General features: G+C 62.6%; 10 protein-coding genes. 8 read left to right on the top strand and 2 right to left on the bottom strand.

Annotated elements, in window-relative coordinates:
* Window positions 1-342: 342 nt before the first annotated feature.
* Together VIF40_RS04160 and VIF40_RS04165 are read right to left on the bottom strand one after the other, a co-directional pair.
* Window positions 343-1,710 (bottom strand): HAMP domain-containing sensor histidine kinase, encoded by a 1,368-nt coding sequence (locus tag VIF40_RS04160; RefSeq protein WP_331936260.1) that lies wholly within the window; start codon window positions 1,708-1,710, stop codon window positions 343-345.
* Entirely contained in the window at window positions 1,707-2,384 is a 678-nt protein-coding gene (locus tag VIF40_RS04165; RefSeq protein WP_331936261.1) for a response regulator transcription factor, read from the bottom strand. The genes VIF40_RS04160 and VIF40_RS04165 overlap by 4 nt, the downstream gene beginning before the upstream one ends.
* A 273-nt stretch (window positions 2,385-2,657) precedes the next feature.
* On the opposite strand from VIF40_RS04165, the gene VIF40_RS04170 reads away from it, so the two are divergent.
* The 8 genes from VIF40_RS04170 to VIF40_RS04205 all read left to right on the top strand — a co-directional run bounded on the left by VIF40_RS04170 (window position 2,658) and on the right by VIF40_RS04205 (window position 15,813).
* Complete coding sequence (locus VIF40_RS04170) at window positions 2,658-3,059, top strand: hypothetical protein (protein ID WP_331936262.1); 402 nt, start codon at window positions 2,658-2,660, stop codon at window positions 3,057-3,059.
* Between the two features lie 77 nt (window positions 3,060-3,136).
* Window positions 3,137-5,344: a TonB-dependent siderophore receptor gene (locus tag VIF40_RS04175; RefSeq protein ID WP_331936263.1), complete on the top strand. Its 2,208-nt coding sequence runs from the start codon at window positions 3,137-3,139 to the stop codon at window positions 5,342-5,344.
* Between the two features lie 2 nt (window positions 5,345-5,346).
* The gene (locus VIF40_RS04180; RefSeq protein WP_331936264.1) at window positions 5,347-6,603 is read left to right on the top strand and encodes a PepSY-associated TM helix domain-containing protein; all 1,257 of its coding nucleotides are present in this window, start codon (window positions 5,347-5,349) and stop codon (window positions 6,601-6,603) included.
* A 596-nt stretch (window positions 6,604-7,199) separates the two neighbouring features.
* Window positions 7,200-8,087, top strand: a complete 888-nt coding sequence (locus VIF40_RS04185; RefSeq protein ID WP_331936265.1) for a hypothetical protein — start codon at window positions 7,200-7,202, stop codon at window positions 8,085-8,087.
* A gap of 40 nt (window positions 8,088-8,127) precedes the next feature.
* Window positions 8,128-9,777 (top strand): cytochrome-c peroxidase, encoded by a 1,650-nt coding sequence (locus VIF40_RS04190; RefSeq protein WP_331936266.1) that lies wholly within the window; start codon window positions 8,128-8,130, stop codon window positions 9,775-9,777.
* 224 nt (window positions 9,778-10,001) lie between these two features.
* Window positions 10,002-12,788, top strand: coding sequence for a cyclic nucleotide-binding domain-containing protein (locus VIF40_RS04195; RefSeq protein WP_331936267.1), 2,787 nt, complete (start codon window positions 10,002-10,004; stop codon window positions 12,786-12,788).
* 22 nt (window positions 12,789-12,810) lie between these two features.
* Window positions 12,811-14,373 carry a hybrid-cluster NAD(P)-dependent oxidoreductase gene (locus VIF40_RS04200; RefSeq protein ID WP_331936268.1) on the top strand — a complete coding sequence of 521 codons (1,563 nt, stop codon included), beginning with the start codon at window positions 12,811-12,813 and terminating at the stop codon, window positions 14,371-14,373.
* A 498-nt stretch (window positions 14,374-14,871) separates the two neighbouring features.
* Window positions 14,872-15,813 carry an alpha-amylase gene (locus VIF40_RS04205; protein WP_331936269.1) on the top strand — a complete coding sequence of 314 codons (942 nt, stop codon included), beginning with the start codon at window positions 14,872-14,874 and terminating at the stop codon, window positions 15,811-15,813.
* Window positions 15,814-15,939 lie beyond the last annotated feature (126 nt).

A 15,939-nucleotide genomic window follows, 5' to 3' on the forward strand; every position in this document is an offset into this window, starting at 1 on the left:
CGCAAGGAGCGCGCGTCATAATCGCCTCGAAGCCCAATCGCCGCCGCCATGGCGAACCTCCATGTGTTCGCCTGGTCGAATCAAATTTCAGCCGATTCGGGAATCCCACACGTGAGTCGGCCTCTCAGAGAGTTGGTATTACTCATCAGCTTGGCCGATCCGATCTTTCCCGGCATCCCCACCACTTCGACGTCTTCGACCAATCATACCGTCGCTTACAATCGTTGCAACTCTCGTTCGGTCGGCCGTCTCCGTCACTACCCTCCGATGGCCATGAAGAAGCAGCGGCGTCGGCGAGGCGGTCCGTGTCTACCGCCCGCCGCTTCGCGTTCATAAATCGCGCTACACCGGAAAAGATACCGAAAATGTTGCGCCGCCGCCCGGCGTCGTCTCGACGAGGACGCGGCCGCCGAGCTTGTCGATCAACTCCTTTACGATGGCGAGCCCGAGCCCGGCGCCCGGCTCGGACTCGTTGCGGCGCCAGAAAGGCTCGAAGATCAGCTCGCGATCCCTTTCGGCGACGCCCCCGCCGTGATCGATGACGGACACCCGACGATCGGCGTCGATGCGCACCAGCACCGTTCCGCCCTCCGGTTCCGCGCGCAACGCATTGTCGATGAGATTGGCGATGATGCATTCGATCGCCATGCGATTGCTGCGCAGGCGGACCGGTGCGTCAGGCGCCTCGAAGGCGATGCGCCGGCGGGATTTGTAAATCAGCGGCGAATAATCGGCGACGATGCCGCGCGCAGTGGCGCTGAGATCGACGTCCTGATCCCGCGGCGCTTGCCCCTCGGTCAGACGCGCGGCGATGAGCATCTGCTCGACGATCGTCTGAATGCGTCGCGTGTCGCGCTGGAGATCGACGCGAAAGCCGCGTTCCTCGGGATTTTCGAGCCGTGCGCGCAATATGGCCACGGGCGTGCGCAGCTCGTGCGCCACATTGGCCGTGTAGCGCCGCATGCGCGCGACGCCGGCGTCGAGACGCGCCAGCGCGCGGTTCACCGCGTCCACGAGCGGACGAATCTCGATCGGCGCGTCGTCGACACGAATGCCCTGGCCGAGCGAATCGAGATCGATGCGCTCGGCCGCTTCCGCCGCGCGGCGCAGCGGCGCGAGACCGCGCCGAACGGCGAGCCAGGCCACCACCGACGAGACGGAGAATACGGCGACGAGATAGAGGCTCTGCGAGACGAGCTCGTTACGAAAGGCATGCAGGATGTCCAGCCACTGGAATTTGCCTTTGCCGGCGGCGATGAATAGCGGACCGACCGGCGTCTTCCACCGCCACACCGAGCCCGCGGTTTTCTGTCCCCAGGCGGACAGGAAGTAGAAGTCCATGCCGCGCACCTCCACTGAGGCGACGCCGAGAAGCGCGGCGGAAATGTCTTCCGAAGAGCCGGGCAGGGCAGGCTGGCGCATCGATTGGAACGCCGCGTAGCTGAGCATCGGCGTCCGTAGGATTTCGGCGCGCAGCTCGTCGTTCGGCTCGATGCGAAGCGAACCGTCGGCGGCGCGGGCAATCGACTGCGACACGAGATCGCGAATGCGATAGTAGCTGTAATAGTCTTCGAGCCAATAGTCATAGGCGCCGATGATCCCGAATCCTCCGAGTATGGTCGTCATGAACCAAGCGAGGACGACGGCGACGAGCTGCGTGTAGGAGAGGTCGAGGATCAATCGGCGCGTCAGCGACGGCGTGCGCGTCATGCGTCCGCCTCGCAGAGAAAATAGCCGACGCCGCGCACCATATGAATGTCGACGCCGGCTCCGAGCCTCTCGAGCCTCGCGCGCACGCGGGAGACGATGATCGTCAACGCATGCGACTGGACGGGCTCGTCGAACCCCCAGATTTCCGACGTCAACGTCTCGCGCTCCACGACGCGGCCGGCACGGCGCACGAGCCCCTCGAGCAAGGCCAGCTCGCGGTGATGGAAGACGGCCGGGAGCCCGTCGATCGAGACCGTCCGCGTTCCCGGATCGAACTCCAGCGCGCCGACGCGGATCGGCGGGGCGGCCTCCGCGCCCGGCCGGCGCAACGCGGCGCGAATGCGCGCCATCATCTCGTCGAGGTCGAAGGGCTTGGTCAGATAGTCGTCGGCGCCGGCGTCGAGGCCGCTGATGCGCTCGTCGACCGCGTCCAGCGCGGACAGCACGAGAACGCGGCTGCCGGGGTGGCGCCGCCTGATCTCGGGAACGATCGCCAGCCCGTCGCCGTCCGGCAGACGGCGGTCCAGCATGGCGACGGCGTAAGCATTCGCCCTCAACGCCTCCAGCGCGTCGCCCACCGAGCCGACATGGTCCACCGCGAACCCGTCGCGCCGCATTCGCCGCCGAATCTCGCCGGCCAGCTCGCCTTGATCTTCCACCAATAGAATTCGCATGGGCGCCGCTCCCTGCGTCTCGAATAGCGATTTCCCCGCCGAGAGCGGGACCGCCCGATTCTCCCTGGTGCGGAGCGCGATGGCAAGCGCCGGGACAAGCGCAAAATAGCGCGGCGTCGATGTGGCAAAGGCGCCACAGCCGTTCGGAATTTCGGAGCTGCGGCGAGGTGAGAGCTTCGTGAGACGTTCACATGCGAGGAAGCAAGCGCTCGAGGCCGAGCGGCAAATTCCTCGTAGCGGGGACGGCTCCAACCGCTCCCAGGGTCTTTCTGAATGATGCGATGGTTCCGACGGCAGGGAAATTTCTCGGGCGCGGCAATGGCGCTCGCGGCGCTGTGGCTCCTCGCCGCCCAGGCGCTCGCTTCCGCCTCCGCCGTCGCAAAGTGGGAGGCGGCCGCGGGCGCTCGAGCCGTCGAAGGCGTCGTCCTCGATCGATGCGCGCTCGGCGACGAACGGCGCCGCCGCGCGCACGATTGCCCGATCGACAGCCCCTGTTGTCCGGCGAGCGGTCCAGGCGCGGCGGCGAGCGTCCCGCTTCTCGCGGATGCGGTCGCCTATCCGCCCCCGGCGGCGCCGGGCCGCGTCGCGGCCCACATTCCCGCCCGCGCCGCCGGCCGTTGGCCGGCCCGCGTCAATCTCGGATCGCCGCGCGCGCCGCCTCCCCGTGTCTCCTGATCGACCGAATGCGGCCGTACGCCGCGAGCTTCTCGATTTGCAAGGGCCGAACACGGCCACTTCAGGAGACGACGCCTATGCTCCGTTCCCATCTGCTGCGCGGCGGCTCCGCCTGCGTGATCGCTCTCACATTCGTCTTGCCGGCGCGCGGTCAGGAGGCGCTGCCCGCCATCGACATAGCCGGACAGACCTCACACGGCTCCGCCGCCGGAACGGGCGACAGGCCGGCGCGGTCGGGAGGACGCGAGACGGGCTATAATCAGACCGGGCCGGTTTCCGCCTCGAAGACCAATATTCCGATTTTGGAGACGCCCTACGCCGTCCAGATCGTGCCGCGCGAGACGATGGACGATCGGCAGGCCGTCACCGTCCTCGACGCGCTGTTCACCAATGTCAGCAGCATTTCCGGCGCGGCGGGCTATTACGACTCCCTCGTCATTCGCGGCTTCGACAGCGGCGGACAGCTCTATCGCAACGGTCTGCGCCAGCAGAACACCAGCAATTTCGAAACGACGAACCTTCAGTCCATCGAGGTGCTGAAAGGCCCGGCGGCCATGCTCTTCGGCCGGGTGGAGCCGGGAGGATTGATCAATTTCGTGCCTAAGCGCCCGCAGTCGACGCCCTATTACTCGATCCAGGAGCAGGCCGGCGCCTTCGGGACGACGCGCACGTCGATCAACGCGACAGGCCCGCTGACGGCGGACAAGACCCTCCTCTACCGCCTGAACACGTCCTATCTCGACAAGAACCACTTCCAGCCCAATGTCTGGCAAGGCAATCTGCTGGTCGCCCCGACGATCACCTGGAAACCGACCGATCGCTTCACATTGAACATCGACGGCGAATATCACCGCGTCTACTTCACCGACGTCTCGACAATTCCCGCGATCGGCTTCCGGCCAGCGAAGGTCCCGATCAGCACTTATCTCATCGACCCGACTTTCGCGGCGAAATTCCCCAATTTCCAGGAGCGGACGCTGTTCGCTTTCGACTGGACCTATGAGTTCGCCGACGATTGGAGAATGACCAATCGATTCGCCTACACCAATGTCGACTATCGACAGCGCGGCCCCGGTCTCGATTCGTTGAACGAAGCAACCGGAGAGATACAGCGCTCCATGTGGCTCGTTCCGGTCCCGGGCGCGCCGGATTCGACATATTATAGGCGATCCTATGCGACGAACATCGACCTCGAGGGCAAGGCGCGAACCGGCCCCTTCACGCACAGGCTGCTCGCCGGATTCGATTATTACGGCTTCGAGAGCAGATCGCATGGCCATTGCTGCGACTCGATCTCGAGCATCAATCTTTATAATCCGGTCTACACGCCCATCGTCGGCGAGGCCTTCACCGCGAACTACCGGGTCAGTCAGAAGGAGAAGTGGACGGGACTCTATCTGCAGGATCAGATCTCCTTCTGGGACGATCGAGTTCAACTGCTGCTCGGAGGTCGGCACGACTGGGCGGAATCGAGCCGCGCCTCGACCTTCGATAGCGAGCCCTTCGCGATCACGGACGCGCGACGCGTGATCGTTCCCCTCAGCGCGAACAGCCCGCGCGTCGGCCTGCTGCTGCGGCCGCTCCCCTGGCTGTCGCTCTATGGGAACTACACACGCTCCTACGGCGCCAGCAATGGAATAGATTCGCAGAACAGGCCGTTGAAGCCGCAGATCGGCGTCCAGTTCGAAGGCGGCGTGAAGGCGGAGCTGCTGGATGGCAAGCTGACCGCGACGCTCGCCTATTTCGACATAGAGAAGAAAAATCTGACGGTTCCTGTCGCCAACACGCAATTCGTGACCACGGTGGGAGCGGCGCGCAGCAATGGCGTCGAATTCGACGTCACGGGACGCATCGACGACAATTGGAGCGTGATCGCCACCTTCAGCCACCTCGACGCGCGCATCACAAGGGACGACGACAGTTCGGGCGGCGGCGGCGACACCGGCAAGCGCCTCTCCTCCGTGCCCCACAATACTGGAAATCTCTGGGCGAAATACCAAGCCTCCGGCGAATTCGAAGGGCTCACGCTCGGCGGCGGCGTCTATGTCGATAAGGCGTTCGGCGACAACGCCAACAGCTTCGAGCTTCCCGCCTATGCGCGCGTCGATGCGATGGCCTCCTATAAATTCAAGGCGGCGCTATTGTCCTTTGCGCCTGATCTGACATTCCAGATCAATGTGACGAATCTGCTCGACACGACCTATTATCAAGGCGCGAACGGGCGGATGTCTATCACTCCGGGCGCGCCGCGCGCCTTCCTCGCATCGATCCGCGCGGAGTTCTGAGCATGACGGACGGCCCACGATGCGAGACTCCTCCGCTCGAAGCGCAGGGCCGTGCGATGAAATTCGTCCACAGCCGACGGCTCTGGCTCGCCGCGCATCTCTATCTCGGCCTCGTCGCCGGCGCCGTCTTCGTCGTCATCGGCCTTTCGGGCAGCCTGCTCGCCTTTCGCGTCGAGATCGACGAATGGCTCAACAAGGACTTGTTCGCTCCGACGCGCTATGCGCCGGATGGCGAACGCGCCTCGATCGAGCGCATCATAGAAGCGAGCCGGGCCGCCGCGCCGGAAGGCTCCGCGCCTTTCTGGGTCCATTTCCCGAAAGGCGCGGGCGGCTATTTCGACGTTGTCTATGGCGCGCATGGCGCGGGCGCGCACGAGGACATATATCAGATCGTCGTCGATCCGGGGGACGCGCATGTGATCGGACAGCGGCTCATCATCCGCCACGATAATCACTTCGCCGAACCCTTCACGCTCTTCCTGATGCATCTCCATTACACGTTGCTGCAGGGTCAGGCCGGCGCGACGTTCGTCGGCTTCGTCGGGCTGTTCTTGTTCGTCTCGCTCGCGACAGGCGTCTATCTCTGGTTGCCGCGCAATGGCAAATGGCGTCAGGCCTTCGCGATCAAGCGCGGCGCGAACGCGGAGCGTCTCACGCTCGATCTGCACAAGACAACCGGCGTCTACGCGCTCGGCGTTCTGCTCGTCGTCATTTTCTCGGGCGTCTATCTAATTTTCGGTTCGCAGGTGCAGGCGCTCATCGGCGTCTTCTCTCCCGTCGGCGCGCATCATCTCGCCGACGGGCTGAAGTCCTCGCCCTCGCTCGGCCGTTCGCCGATCGACCCGGAGGCGGCCGTCACCGCGGTCGATCGCCTGTTCCCGGACGGACGCCTGATGAGCATGGCGCTTCCGCTTGGGGAGGATGGCGTCTATGTCGTCGGCAAGCGCTCCGACGACGAGGTCAGCCGGAGCGAACCGAAACGCCTCGCGGCCGTCGACCAATATAGCGGAGAGATTCTCCAGATTCAGAATCCACACGCTTATTCGGCCGGCGAGAGATTTTTGGAATGGCAATTTCCGCTGCATACGGGCGAGGCCTTCGGAGAGCCGGGCCGCGCATTCATCGCGCTCGTGGGGCTTGTTCCCGCCCTGCTCTACGCCTCCGGCGTCCTGCGCTGGCTGCAGAAACGCCGTATGCGCCGCCCCCCCCGCTTTGAACGCGCGCGAACGGCCGCCGGCGTGAAGCCGGCGGGGCCCTAAAACCGACCAAGCATGAACTGCTGCAGCGATTGATTGCGAACAATGGGGCGCCCGTGGACCGAGGCCCGTTGAACAGCTCGCGCAACGACGAAGGGCGCCGAGTCTGTCGACCAGGACGGTTTGTCGACCTAGCGGTCGTCATTCGACTGTATCGAATTTCTCGCTTCCGCCGCGCGCAGAGCGCCCGCACAAGAAACGTCGATGCGGATTTGCCAAGCGCTTCTGAGAGGAACCTTCCGACGCACTATCGGTGGCACACGTCGCAATTCTCTCGAGCGACACTTCGAAGGTCACGCCGCCGCGCGGCGTCGACTGGCGCGGGCTGAGGCCCGGTGGCGGCGTCGTGGCGCGTGGCGTCCGCCAGGGCGACAACGCCAATGATTTTCAACTGCCGGGCTATGCGACGATCGGGCTGACCAGGCCGATCCGCGCAATGCCCGACCATCATCCGGCTTCTTCGACAACCTCCGCCTTTTTCGTCGAGGAGCTCGAATCGCTTCGCCTCGGCGACTGCAAACCCCAGTCGGGATTGACATCCAGCTTCAGCGCAACCATTAATCACAAGTTCATACGGTCAAGCTTCGCGGGGGCGGGCGATGTTCAATTTGAAGCGCTTCAGCGCGGCGGCGTTTTCGTACGCTCATATCGTCGGCGCGTCGCTGCTCGCATCCACGTTGGGCTTCGCGCCGGCTTCCGCAGGATCGATCCAGCAGCCCGGGCTCATGACCGGCCTGCCGGAAGGCTGGGCGCCGGAGCCTGGCCTCTATGGCGTCGCGGCATTCAATTCCGGCGCGGACGAGAAGTTCAACTCGACGGTCGGAGTGCCGGCCTTCCTCAACTTCTCCACGCCGCTCGAAGTCGCCGGCGCGCGCGTGCAACTCAAGACCGTCCCGCTCGTCGTCGCCAACGTCAATATGCAAGGCCTGCACAGGATCGGCACCTATAACTCCTATGTCGGAACATGGTTTTCGTGGTTTCTCGGCCATGGCCTCAATGTGGCGATCGGCGAGGGAGCATGGATATCGACGGGCTCGCCCCTGACACGGGCGCTCGGCACGGATTTCACAGCCTTCCAACAGAATCTCGCAATTACCTACTTGCGCGATAATTGGAACATCACCCTCAACAGTTTTTATGCGACGGGACACACCAACCCCTTCGCGAGCTCGCCGCAGACGTTGAATTTCGATTTGACCGCGATCAAGCGCGACGGACGCGCCGAATGGGGCTTCATCGCCTTCAGCGAGGTGGACCTCGACAAGCCCGCGATCGGCTATATGAACCGACAGAGTTCCGTCGCGCTCGGCGCGCTCTACGGCTATCTGATCGGCAATCAGATCAGCGCGCAAATCAAGCTGTCTCACACGTTTTACGCAAAGAATGCAGCACGCGACACACGGCTCGGCCTACAATTCATCATCCCGATCTACACGCCGGCCGCGCCAGCGCCCGTCAACTCTGCAGAGGCGCTCGCGGCGCGCTAGTTCAACGCAAAAAGAAAGCTCGGAGGAGCGGGAGAATTCGATGGAAATCCGGACCGTTCTCACGGGAGCAATTCTATCGGCGACCGCAATGATCGGCGCGGCCGCGAGCGAGGATAGTCACGGCGGCTCGTCTCTCGATCGAGAGCTGCGCGCGTTCATTGCCGAGCATCGCCTCACCGGCGACGCTATCGACAGTCGCAAACTACCGATTCCATCCTTGACAGACCCGCTTCCGCGGCTCGGCAAGCTGTTGTTCTGGTCGAAGGGCATGAGCCCCGCGAAGGATGTGGCCTGCGTCACCTGCCATCATCCGATGCTCGGCTTCGGCGACGCCATGCCTCTTCCGGTCGGCGTCGGCGCCGATAATCCGGAGTTGCTCGGCCCAGGCCGCAAGCGCGTCAACAAGCCCGGCACGTTTCCGCCTTTCGGAACCGGCGATTCGGCAATGCCCCGCAATTCGCCGACGCTGATCGGCCTCGCTTTCTGGGACCAGTCGATCACATGGGACGGCACGGTGTTCAGCGCGACCGGCACGCCCGGCATGAGCGGCGTCGACGGCCGCCTCATCGCGCCCGTCGATTCGCCCCCGGTGCGCGGAGAGTTCACCAATTTCATGCTCCCGCGGCAGGAATACATCCGCTACGAGGACAAGTTCAAAGCTGGCATGCCGATCAGTTCCGGCCATGGAATGTTCCCGGCTGCGGTCAACGCCGCCATGCGCGGCGGCGCTTATGGGGCGGCGGGCAGTCCGCAGACTCCCGGCTCCACCGACCTCGATGTGCGCCAGAAGCTCGCGGCGCGTTTCGGCGGCTATAGCGATCCGAACGACCGTTTCGCCAAGAATGAATGGCTGCCCTTGTTCCGCGCCGGCTTCAAAGACGATCAGTCGCCGTCCGAGCAATTGATCACGGCCAACAATATCTCGATCGCTCTGGCCGATTACGAACGAACCATGACCTTCACCCATACGCCCTGGCGCGCTTATGTCCGTGGCGACGCCAAGGCGATCGGCGAATCGGCCAAGCGCGGCGCGCGGATGTTCTTCGCCACCGTCGAGCAGGGCGGAGCGAACTGCGCCTCTTGCCACTCCGGCGACTTCTTCTCGGACGAGAAATATTGGGTGCTCGCAGTCCCGCAAATCGGCCGCGGCAAGACCGACCTCAATGATTTCGGCGACGGCATCGACGATTGGGGCCGGGGCCATGTCACCGGTCACCGTGACGACAAATACGCCTATCGCACGCCCACCCTTCTCGGCGTGGAGGTCACGGCGCCCTTTGGCCATAGCGGCGTGTTCAACACGCTCGAGGACATCGTCAGGCATCACCTCAATGTCGAGCGCTCGATTGCGAGCTTCGACTACGGGACGATCCCGACCACTGGCGGGCCGATCAACTCGAATAATGCGAAGGCGCATACGCAATACGCGCTCGATATGCTTCGCTCGCAGCGAGCGGCCGGACTTCCGGGCGTCATTCGAGATATCGAATTGAGCGACGGCCAAGTATCCGATATTGTGAACTTCTTGAAGTCGCTCACGGATCCCTGCCTTAAGAGCAATAAATGCCTCGCGCAGTGGATTCCGAACGCGAGCGATCCAGACCCGGATGACCTGCGGCTCTGCGCCGTCGACAAGAACGGTCGGGAGTATCTGCCCGGCTCCTGCAAGAGGTCGGGCGCTCGACGCTAAAGCGCTTTCTGATCGAACGGAATCGCCCGGTCGATCAGAATGCGCTCCAAAGAAGCGAAGCGAGAGCGCCATTCGATCCAACGGGATCGAATGGCGCTATAAGGCCGCTGCGACGTTTGCGCAGGAGCACAGCGGCGCGCTATCGGCTAATTTAGCGGGTCGGCCGGCGCATGAAGCCGGCTGAACGGGGGGAATAGGTGCTATCGCAGACATCCGAGCGCTCCATGCGGAGTGTCAGAGCCATCGTGCTGCTCGCCTGGGGCATGCTGATCGTCGCGCTGTTCTCCGACCCGCTGACCACCTGGCTTACAATGCCCGACAATTCGGGCAGCCCGTTTCGAATTGGCGAAGACCCTGTCGTCATCCAGGGAATCCCCCGCTATTCAACGCCATATTCGATGACCAACCGCATTTTCTGGACGATGGCCGTGCCGCTCGTCCCCTTCTCCATCATGCTCCTCGGACATGAATTTTGGCGACGAGTCTGCCCGCTCTCGCACGCCAGCCAATTCGCCCGCATGTTTGGTTTCGAGCGCAAGCTGCCGAATTTGAATCGCAAGACCGGACGCGTGGACCGCGCATTGGCGCTTCTCCCCTCGCAATCCTGGCTACGCCGCAATCATTATTACTTTCAGCTCGGATTTTTGACGCTCGGCGTGACAGGACGCATTCTTTTTTATAATTCGAGCCATTTGGCCCTCGCCTCGGCCTTCATTTTCATCATCGCATTCGCGGTGTTCGTCGGCTTCATCTACGGCGGCAAGAGCTGGTGCAACTATTTCTGTCCTACGGCGGTGGTGCAGCAGATCTACACTGGCCCCGGAGGACTCTTCGACTCCAAGCCGCATATCGAACGCGTGGCGATCAAGCAATCCACTTGTCGCGCCGCCTCGCAGGCCTCCGATCGCAGTATCTGCGTCGGCTGCATGACGAACTGCCCCGATATCGACCTCGAAAATAATTATTGGAAATCAGTCGATCTCAATCAAAAGCGGAATGTATATTATCTATTTTTTGGCCTCGTGTTTGGATTCTACACCTACTATTTTGTCTATTCCGGAACCTGGGATTACTACATGAGCGGGTTCTGGACGCATGAGAGCGACCAGTTCGGCGCATTGTTCAAACCAGGTCTTTATATCGGCGGCCAAGCTCTGCCCGTTCCCAAGATCATTGCAACGCCACTCTACATCCTTCTGTGCATGATCGTTTCATTCGGGCTGTTCGTCACGCTCGAGAAACTCTATGCGCGGATCTGCGCCGCGCGCGGCGTCTCGCTCTCCAAGGCGCAGCGTCGACACCACATGCTGACTATTTCGGGCTTCGCCGCATTCACGCTATTCTATGCGTTCGCCGGCCGGCCCAATATTCTGCTGATGCCGCCAATCGCCGTCAAGCTCATCGACCTCGCCGTCGCTGCGAGCTCGGTGGCGTGGCTCATCCGCTCGCTGGCGCGCAACGCCGATGTCTACCGGCACGAGAGCCTCGGCCACGCCCTACGGCAGGAGCTCGAGCGCTTGGGCTTTCGATCGGAAGAGTTCCTCGACGGTCGTTCGCTCGATGCATTGTCCGCCGACGAAATCTATGTGCTCGCCAAAACGCTGCCGAACTTCTCGATCGACCAGAAGCGCAACGCCTATCGCGCCATTCTCGCCGACGCGCTGGCGACGGGGCAGACGCGCTCGTCGGAAAGCCTGAAGCTGCTGCGGGATTTGCGCATTCAACTCGGCCTTTCCGACTCCGACCATGATGCGATCGCTCACGCGCTCGGCGTCGAGGACCCATCGCTCTTCAACTCCGATCTCGCGCGAACCGTCGAAGAGCATTCCCGTCGCCGGAACTATCGGGAGTTCGTGACCGATATCGTCCAGAAGGGGCTGGCGGCCGGAATCGCTCCAAAGGCATGGCTAGCGCGAGTGGACACGCTCGCATCGATCCGGCAGATGCGGAACTGGTTCAATATTTCGGACGAAGAACATGCGGAGATCGTCGGCGAAGCGACGAACGATCAGACGCGATTGATCGAGCGAATCGAGGCGCTGGTCCACTCTTTGAAATGGGCGGAGTCCGCCCGCTTCACGCTCTGCCAGGAAAAAAGACCCGAAGCGTCGCTGCTCGCAAAGACGATCGTCAAATGGCAGGCGCAATTGGTCCGCGAAATCATCGCCCTCGCGGCAACGCTCGATGACGCCGCACGCGCGGCCGAGATCGTGCGGCCGATCGCGCTCATTCTCGGGACGGAAGGAAAGTCCGCTCTCACGGAATCGATCGCGGCGGCGCCACCGACGCTGCGAGATGCAATTCACGCATTCAGAACCGAGGCTTCGGCGTCTTATTTCGAGATCATCGAAATGTCGCGGCCGGCCGATGTGGTGTTTCGTACCTTTCTCGACGACCGCGACGCGCTCGTGCGCGCGCTCGCCGTCTCCGCGCTCGCGACAGAGTCCGCGGAGGGCGCCGCTCTCGCCCGCGCGATTTTCGCTAGAGACGAAGCTCTACCGCCGCTCGCCGAGGAAATCGTCTCCCGCGCGAAACACGGCGAACGCTCGCCCATAGTGGTGATCATGGCCGAGCTTCTCGTCTCTTCGGTCTTCTCACGAGTCGATTTGTCGGTGCTCGCCGAGATCGCTCGACGTTCTACGATCGAACGCCACCCGAAAGGAACCGAGATCTGCCGGCAGGGGGACAGTTCCGACGGCATGTTCGTGCTGGTTCGCGGCGAGACAATCGCCTGGGTCGCCGGCGAGAACGGCCGCGATATCATCGGCTGCGGCAGCTCCGGCACGGTGTTCGGCGAGCTCGGCGTCATTAGCGGCAGGCCGCGTGCGGCCTCCGTCGAAGTGACGAGCGACGAAGCGACAGTCATCGTCATTCCACGAAGCGCGGTCGACGATCTGCTGGGGCGCGATGCGAGCGCGGTTCAGAGCATATTGAAAACCGTCACCGGGTATCTGCTCGACAATATGGCCGCTGCGTCGGCCAAAGCGAAACAGGAACTGCAAACATCATGACAGCCGCTGGCGGACGCCGATCATGACAGCAATGAAAGACAAATCTGCGGCGGCCATCGAGCTGCCGATGCTCCTCTTCCTGCGGATCGCCGATGGCGACGGCGCGTTGTCGGCTCAGGAGATGGAACGCTTCGACGCCCTGCTCCACTCTCCCGACTGGTGCCGCTCCTCTCTTCTCCGGCGGTCTCTACCCCGGACCGAGAAGGAAAAAAGCGCGCTGTGGCGTCGCTATATCGATGGCGACCTTTCCGCAGATTCCGGCGCCGTCGCTGTGGCGCTGGACAGCCTATTCAGCGATCTCCCGGCCGAGGAACGTACGCTCGTCGAGCAGGATCTTCTGTCCTTCTCGCAACGGATTCTCGAGGCCGCCGATCGCCAAGCCGGGTGGTTCAAAGCCGATGAGAAGGCGCATGCCTCCTTCGATGCGCTGAACGAGCTGATCCGCCGACCGTCTGCCCGCGGACATGCGGCCGCTCTTCATCGAATGTCGAAAACACGGCCGGTTCCGACGGACAGCGACGGCGCGCTCCACCTCTCTCTCGCGGGAGACGAAGCGTTCTGGCGAGGCGGAAGGCTTCCGCTCCGCTGCGTTCGCGTGATCGAAGAGACGCATGACGTCAAGACCTTCGACTTCGTCTCCGAGCCGCGCAAGTTCTTCTGTTACAAGCCAGGGCAGTTCGTCACGCTGGAGTTGCCGATCGCCGGCCGAACCGTGCGACGCAGCTACACGATTTCATCGTCGCCATCACGACCGCATATGATCTCGGTCACGATCAAGCGTGTCGACAATGGTCTCGTCTCCAACTGGCTGCACGACAACCTGCACGTAGGAAGGACGCTATTCGCGGACGGACCGCACGGGAAATTCACCTGTATCGACGCCGCCTCGGGACCTTATCTTTTCATTTCCGGCGGCAGCGGCGTCACGCCGGTCATGTCGATGGCGCGCTGGCTATGCGACACGACCGCCGACCCTGACATTCGCTTCCTGCATTTCGCTCGACGACCAGAGGATTTCGTCTTCGGACATGAACTACGCCTCCTCGAGTCGCGTTACGGCGGCTTTCGAAGCGATTTCATATGCTCGCGCGCAACACCCGATATCTGGAGCGGCCCGACCGGCCATTTCTCGATCGATCTCGCGACCAAGCTCGCGCCGGACATGATGACGCGCGCAATCTATCTATGCGGCCCGGATGGATTCACCGAAAGCGTCCGCGGCGCACTTTCGGATGCGGGCTTCGACATGTCGCGATTTGCGCAAGAGAGCTTTGGCGGAGCGCCTGGCAAGACAACCGCCCCGCCGTCCAATGTCGAAGCGACTTCGGCGCGAATCGTGTTTTCCGCGACCGGCAAGGAAGTCGAGTGCAAGAGCACCGACTATGTGCTCGACATTGCGCTCGCTAACGGAATCGACGCTGCGCACTCTTGCCGCGCCGGGCAATGCGGGGTCTGCAAGACGACTGCGCTCGAAGGAAAAGTCGTTCACGACTGCACCGACGGTCTGACCGAGGATGACGTCGACCTCGGCTTGATCCTCGCATGTCGAGCGAGACCGGATGGAAAATTGGTCGTCGATCTTTAAAATCATCACCGCACGCGGCGTTCCCCTGCGCGCCGAACGCATGCCCTTCGCAGGCGCGAGCATCATCGCCATTCGTCGACGCTCCCGCGACGACAATGCCTCCGCACGCATATCGGTGAGGTCGAAACGCACGGCGGCGTCCTCGGGAAGCGCATCGCACTCGCTCGGCCAAATCTTGCGTTGCCGAAAAGCCACACCTGCGTGGAAATATCTAGGTGAGGAACCAGAAAGCACAATTTAGGCTTAAGCTGCAGCATACGCTCCCGTAATCTCGATCCTCAATTTTTGCCGTTCGGGGCGCGGGTCGACATCGATCCGATATTTCGGGGGTCGATCATGAAGTTGATTTCTATTGCTGGAGCAATCACTGTCGCATTGTCCAGCGCCGGCATTGCAGCCGAGTCGCAATCCCCTAGAGGATCGCTGCAAGTCTCGTCTCTCACTTCTCCGTCGCCCGCCCCATTGCCGCCGGCTCCGATGGGCGTTTTCGGCGCCGACATGCCGCCTGCCGAAAAGCTCGTGCTCTCGATCACGCCGAACTTCGCCAATCTGTCCGGCATGCGGATCGGAACGCGGAACGTCTCGAACGAATATATCGTCAACAACGTCCCCTTCTTCCTCAATCCGACGCGGACCGTGCGCATCGTTCCTCAGAATATTGCCGCCAAGACGCAAGTCATCGGCCTCGCCTATGGCGTGACCAAAGACCTCTCGCTGATCTTCACAGGGGGCATGGGCGAGAAAAACCTGGAGCCGCTGACCTTCAGCGGCGCCGCGGGCAGTCTCCAGCGCGGAAGAAGCTACGTGGGGACGGTCAGCTTGGTCGACTTCTCACTGTCGGGTGTCTATCGCGTCTATCAGGACGACATCCACCGCATCCAGATCAATCTGGGATTCTCCTTCCCGACCGGCAGCGATCACGCGACTTTCAACGGGCTGCTCCTGCCGGATGGCGCGCGCGCCGTGGTCCGCGCCTTCTATGGAATGCAGCAAGGCACGGGAACCTTCGACATCATGCCGGGCATCGTCTACGCGGGCCATCTCGACCAATGGTCGTGGGGCGTTTCCTACCGCGGACGTCACCCGCTGGCCGCCAATCCGCAAGGCTATATGTGGGGAAATCTGCATGAGTTCAATGGCTGGGCGGGCTACACTTGGATTGCGGGCCTGACGACGACGTTTCGCGTGCTCGGCACTGTGCAGGGACGCATCGCCGGCTTCGATCCGGAGATTCGCGGCATCGCCGCGCCGACCAATCCGCTCTTCTATGGCGGCAAGCGCGTCGAGCTCTTCGGTGGCTGGACAGTCAGCGGGAAGTTCATCGGCTTCGACAATCTGACGCTCGCCGTGGAAGCCGGACTTCCGGTCTACCAGGATCTCAATGGTCCTCAGATCATGAAGAACTGGCAGGCGGGAATGTCGCTTCGTCTCAAGATATAGTTCTGATCGACGCGGAAACGCGCGCTCGACATCATTGAGCGACGCTGGGTGCAATCGCGCCAGCGTCGCTTTTTGTTTCAGACTCGCGAACCGCCACGGCGCGCATTGGCGCTGCTCGTGTAGAGC

The sequence above is a fragment of the Methylosinus sp. genome (genome assembly GCF_036560965.1).
GTDB lineage: Bacteria > Pseudomonadota > Alphaproteobacteria > Rhizobiales > Beijerinckiaceae > Methylosinus.

Coding starts and splice junctions, on each gene's coding strand:
- VIF40_RS04160 (WP_331936260.1), bottom strand. CDS start 1,710: ATGACGCGCACGCCGTCGCTGACGCGCCGATTGATCCTCGACCTCTCC.
- VIF40_RS04165 (WP_331936261.1), bottom strand. CDS start 2,384: ATGCGAATTCTATTGGTGGAAGATCAAGGCGAGCTGGCCGGCGAGATT.
- VIF40_RS04170 (WP_331936262.1), top strand. CDS start 2,658: ATGATGCGATGGTTCCGACGGCAGGGAAATTTCTCGGGCGCGGCAATG.
- VIF40_RS04175 (WP_331936263.1), top strand. CDS start 3,137: ATGCTCCGTTCCCATCTGCTGCGCGGCGGCTCCGCCTGCGTGATCGCT.
- VIF40_RS04180 (WP_331936264.1), top strand. CDS start 5,347: ATGACGGACGGCCCACGATGCGAGACTCCTCCGCTCGAAGCGCAGGGC.
- VIF40_RS04185 (WP_331936265.1), top strand. CDS start 7,200: ATGTTCAATTTGAAGCGCTTCAGCGCGGCGGCGTTTTCGTACGCTCAT.
- VIF40_RS04190 (WP_331936266.1), top strand. CDS start 8,128: ATGGAAATCCGGACCGTTCTCACGGGAGCAATTCTATCGGCGACCGCA.
- VIF40_RS04195 (WP_331936267.1), top strand. CDS start 10,002: ATGCGGAGTGTCAGAGCCATCGTGCTGCTCGCCTGGGGCATGCTGATC.
- VIF40_RS04200 (WP_331936268.1), top strand. CDS start 12,811: ATGACAGCAATGAAAGACAAATCTGCGGCGGCCATCGAGCTGCCGATG.
- VIF40_RS04205 (WP_331936269.1), top strand. CDS start 14,872: ATGCCGCCTGCCGAAAAGCTCGTGCTCTCGATCACGCCGAACTTCGCC.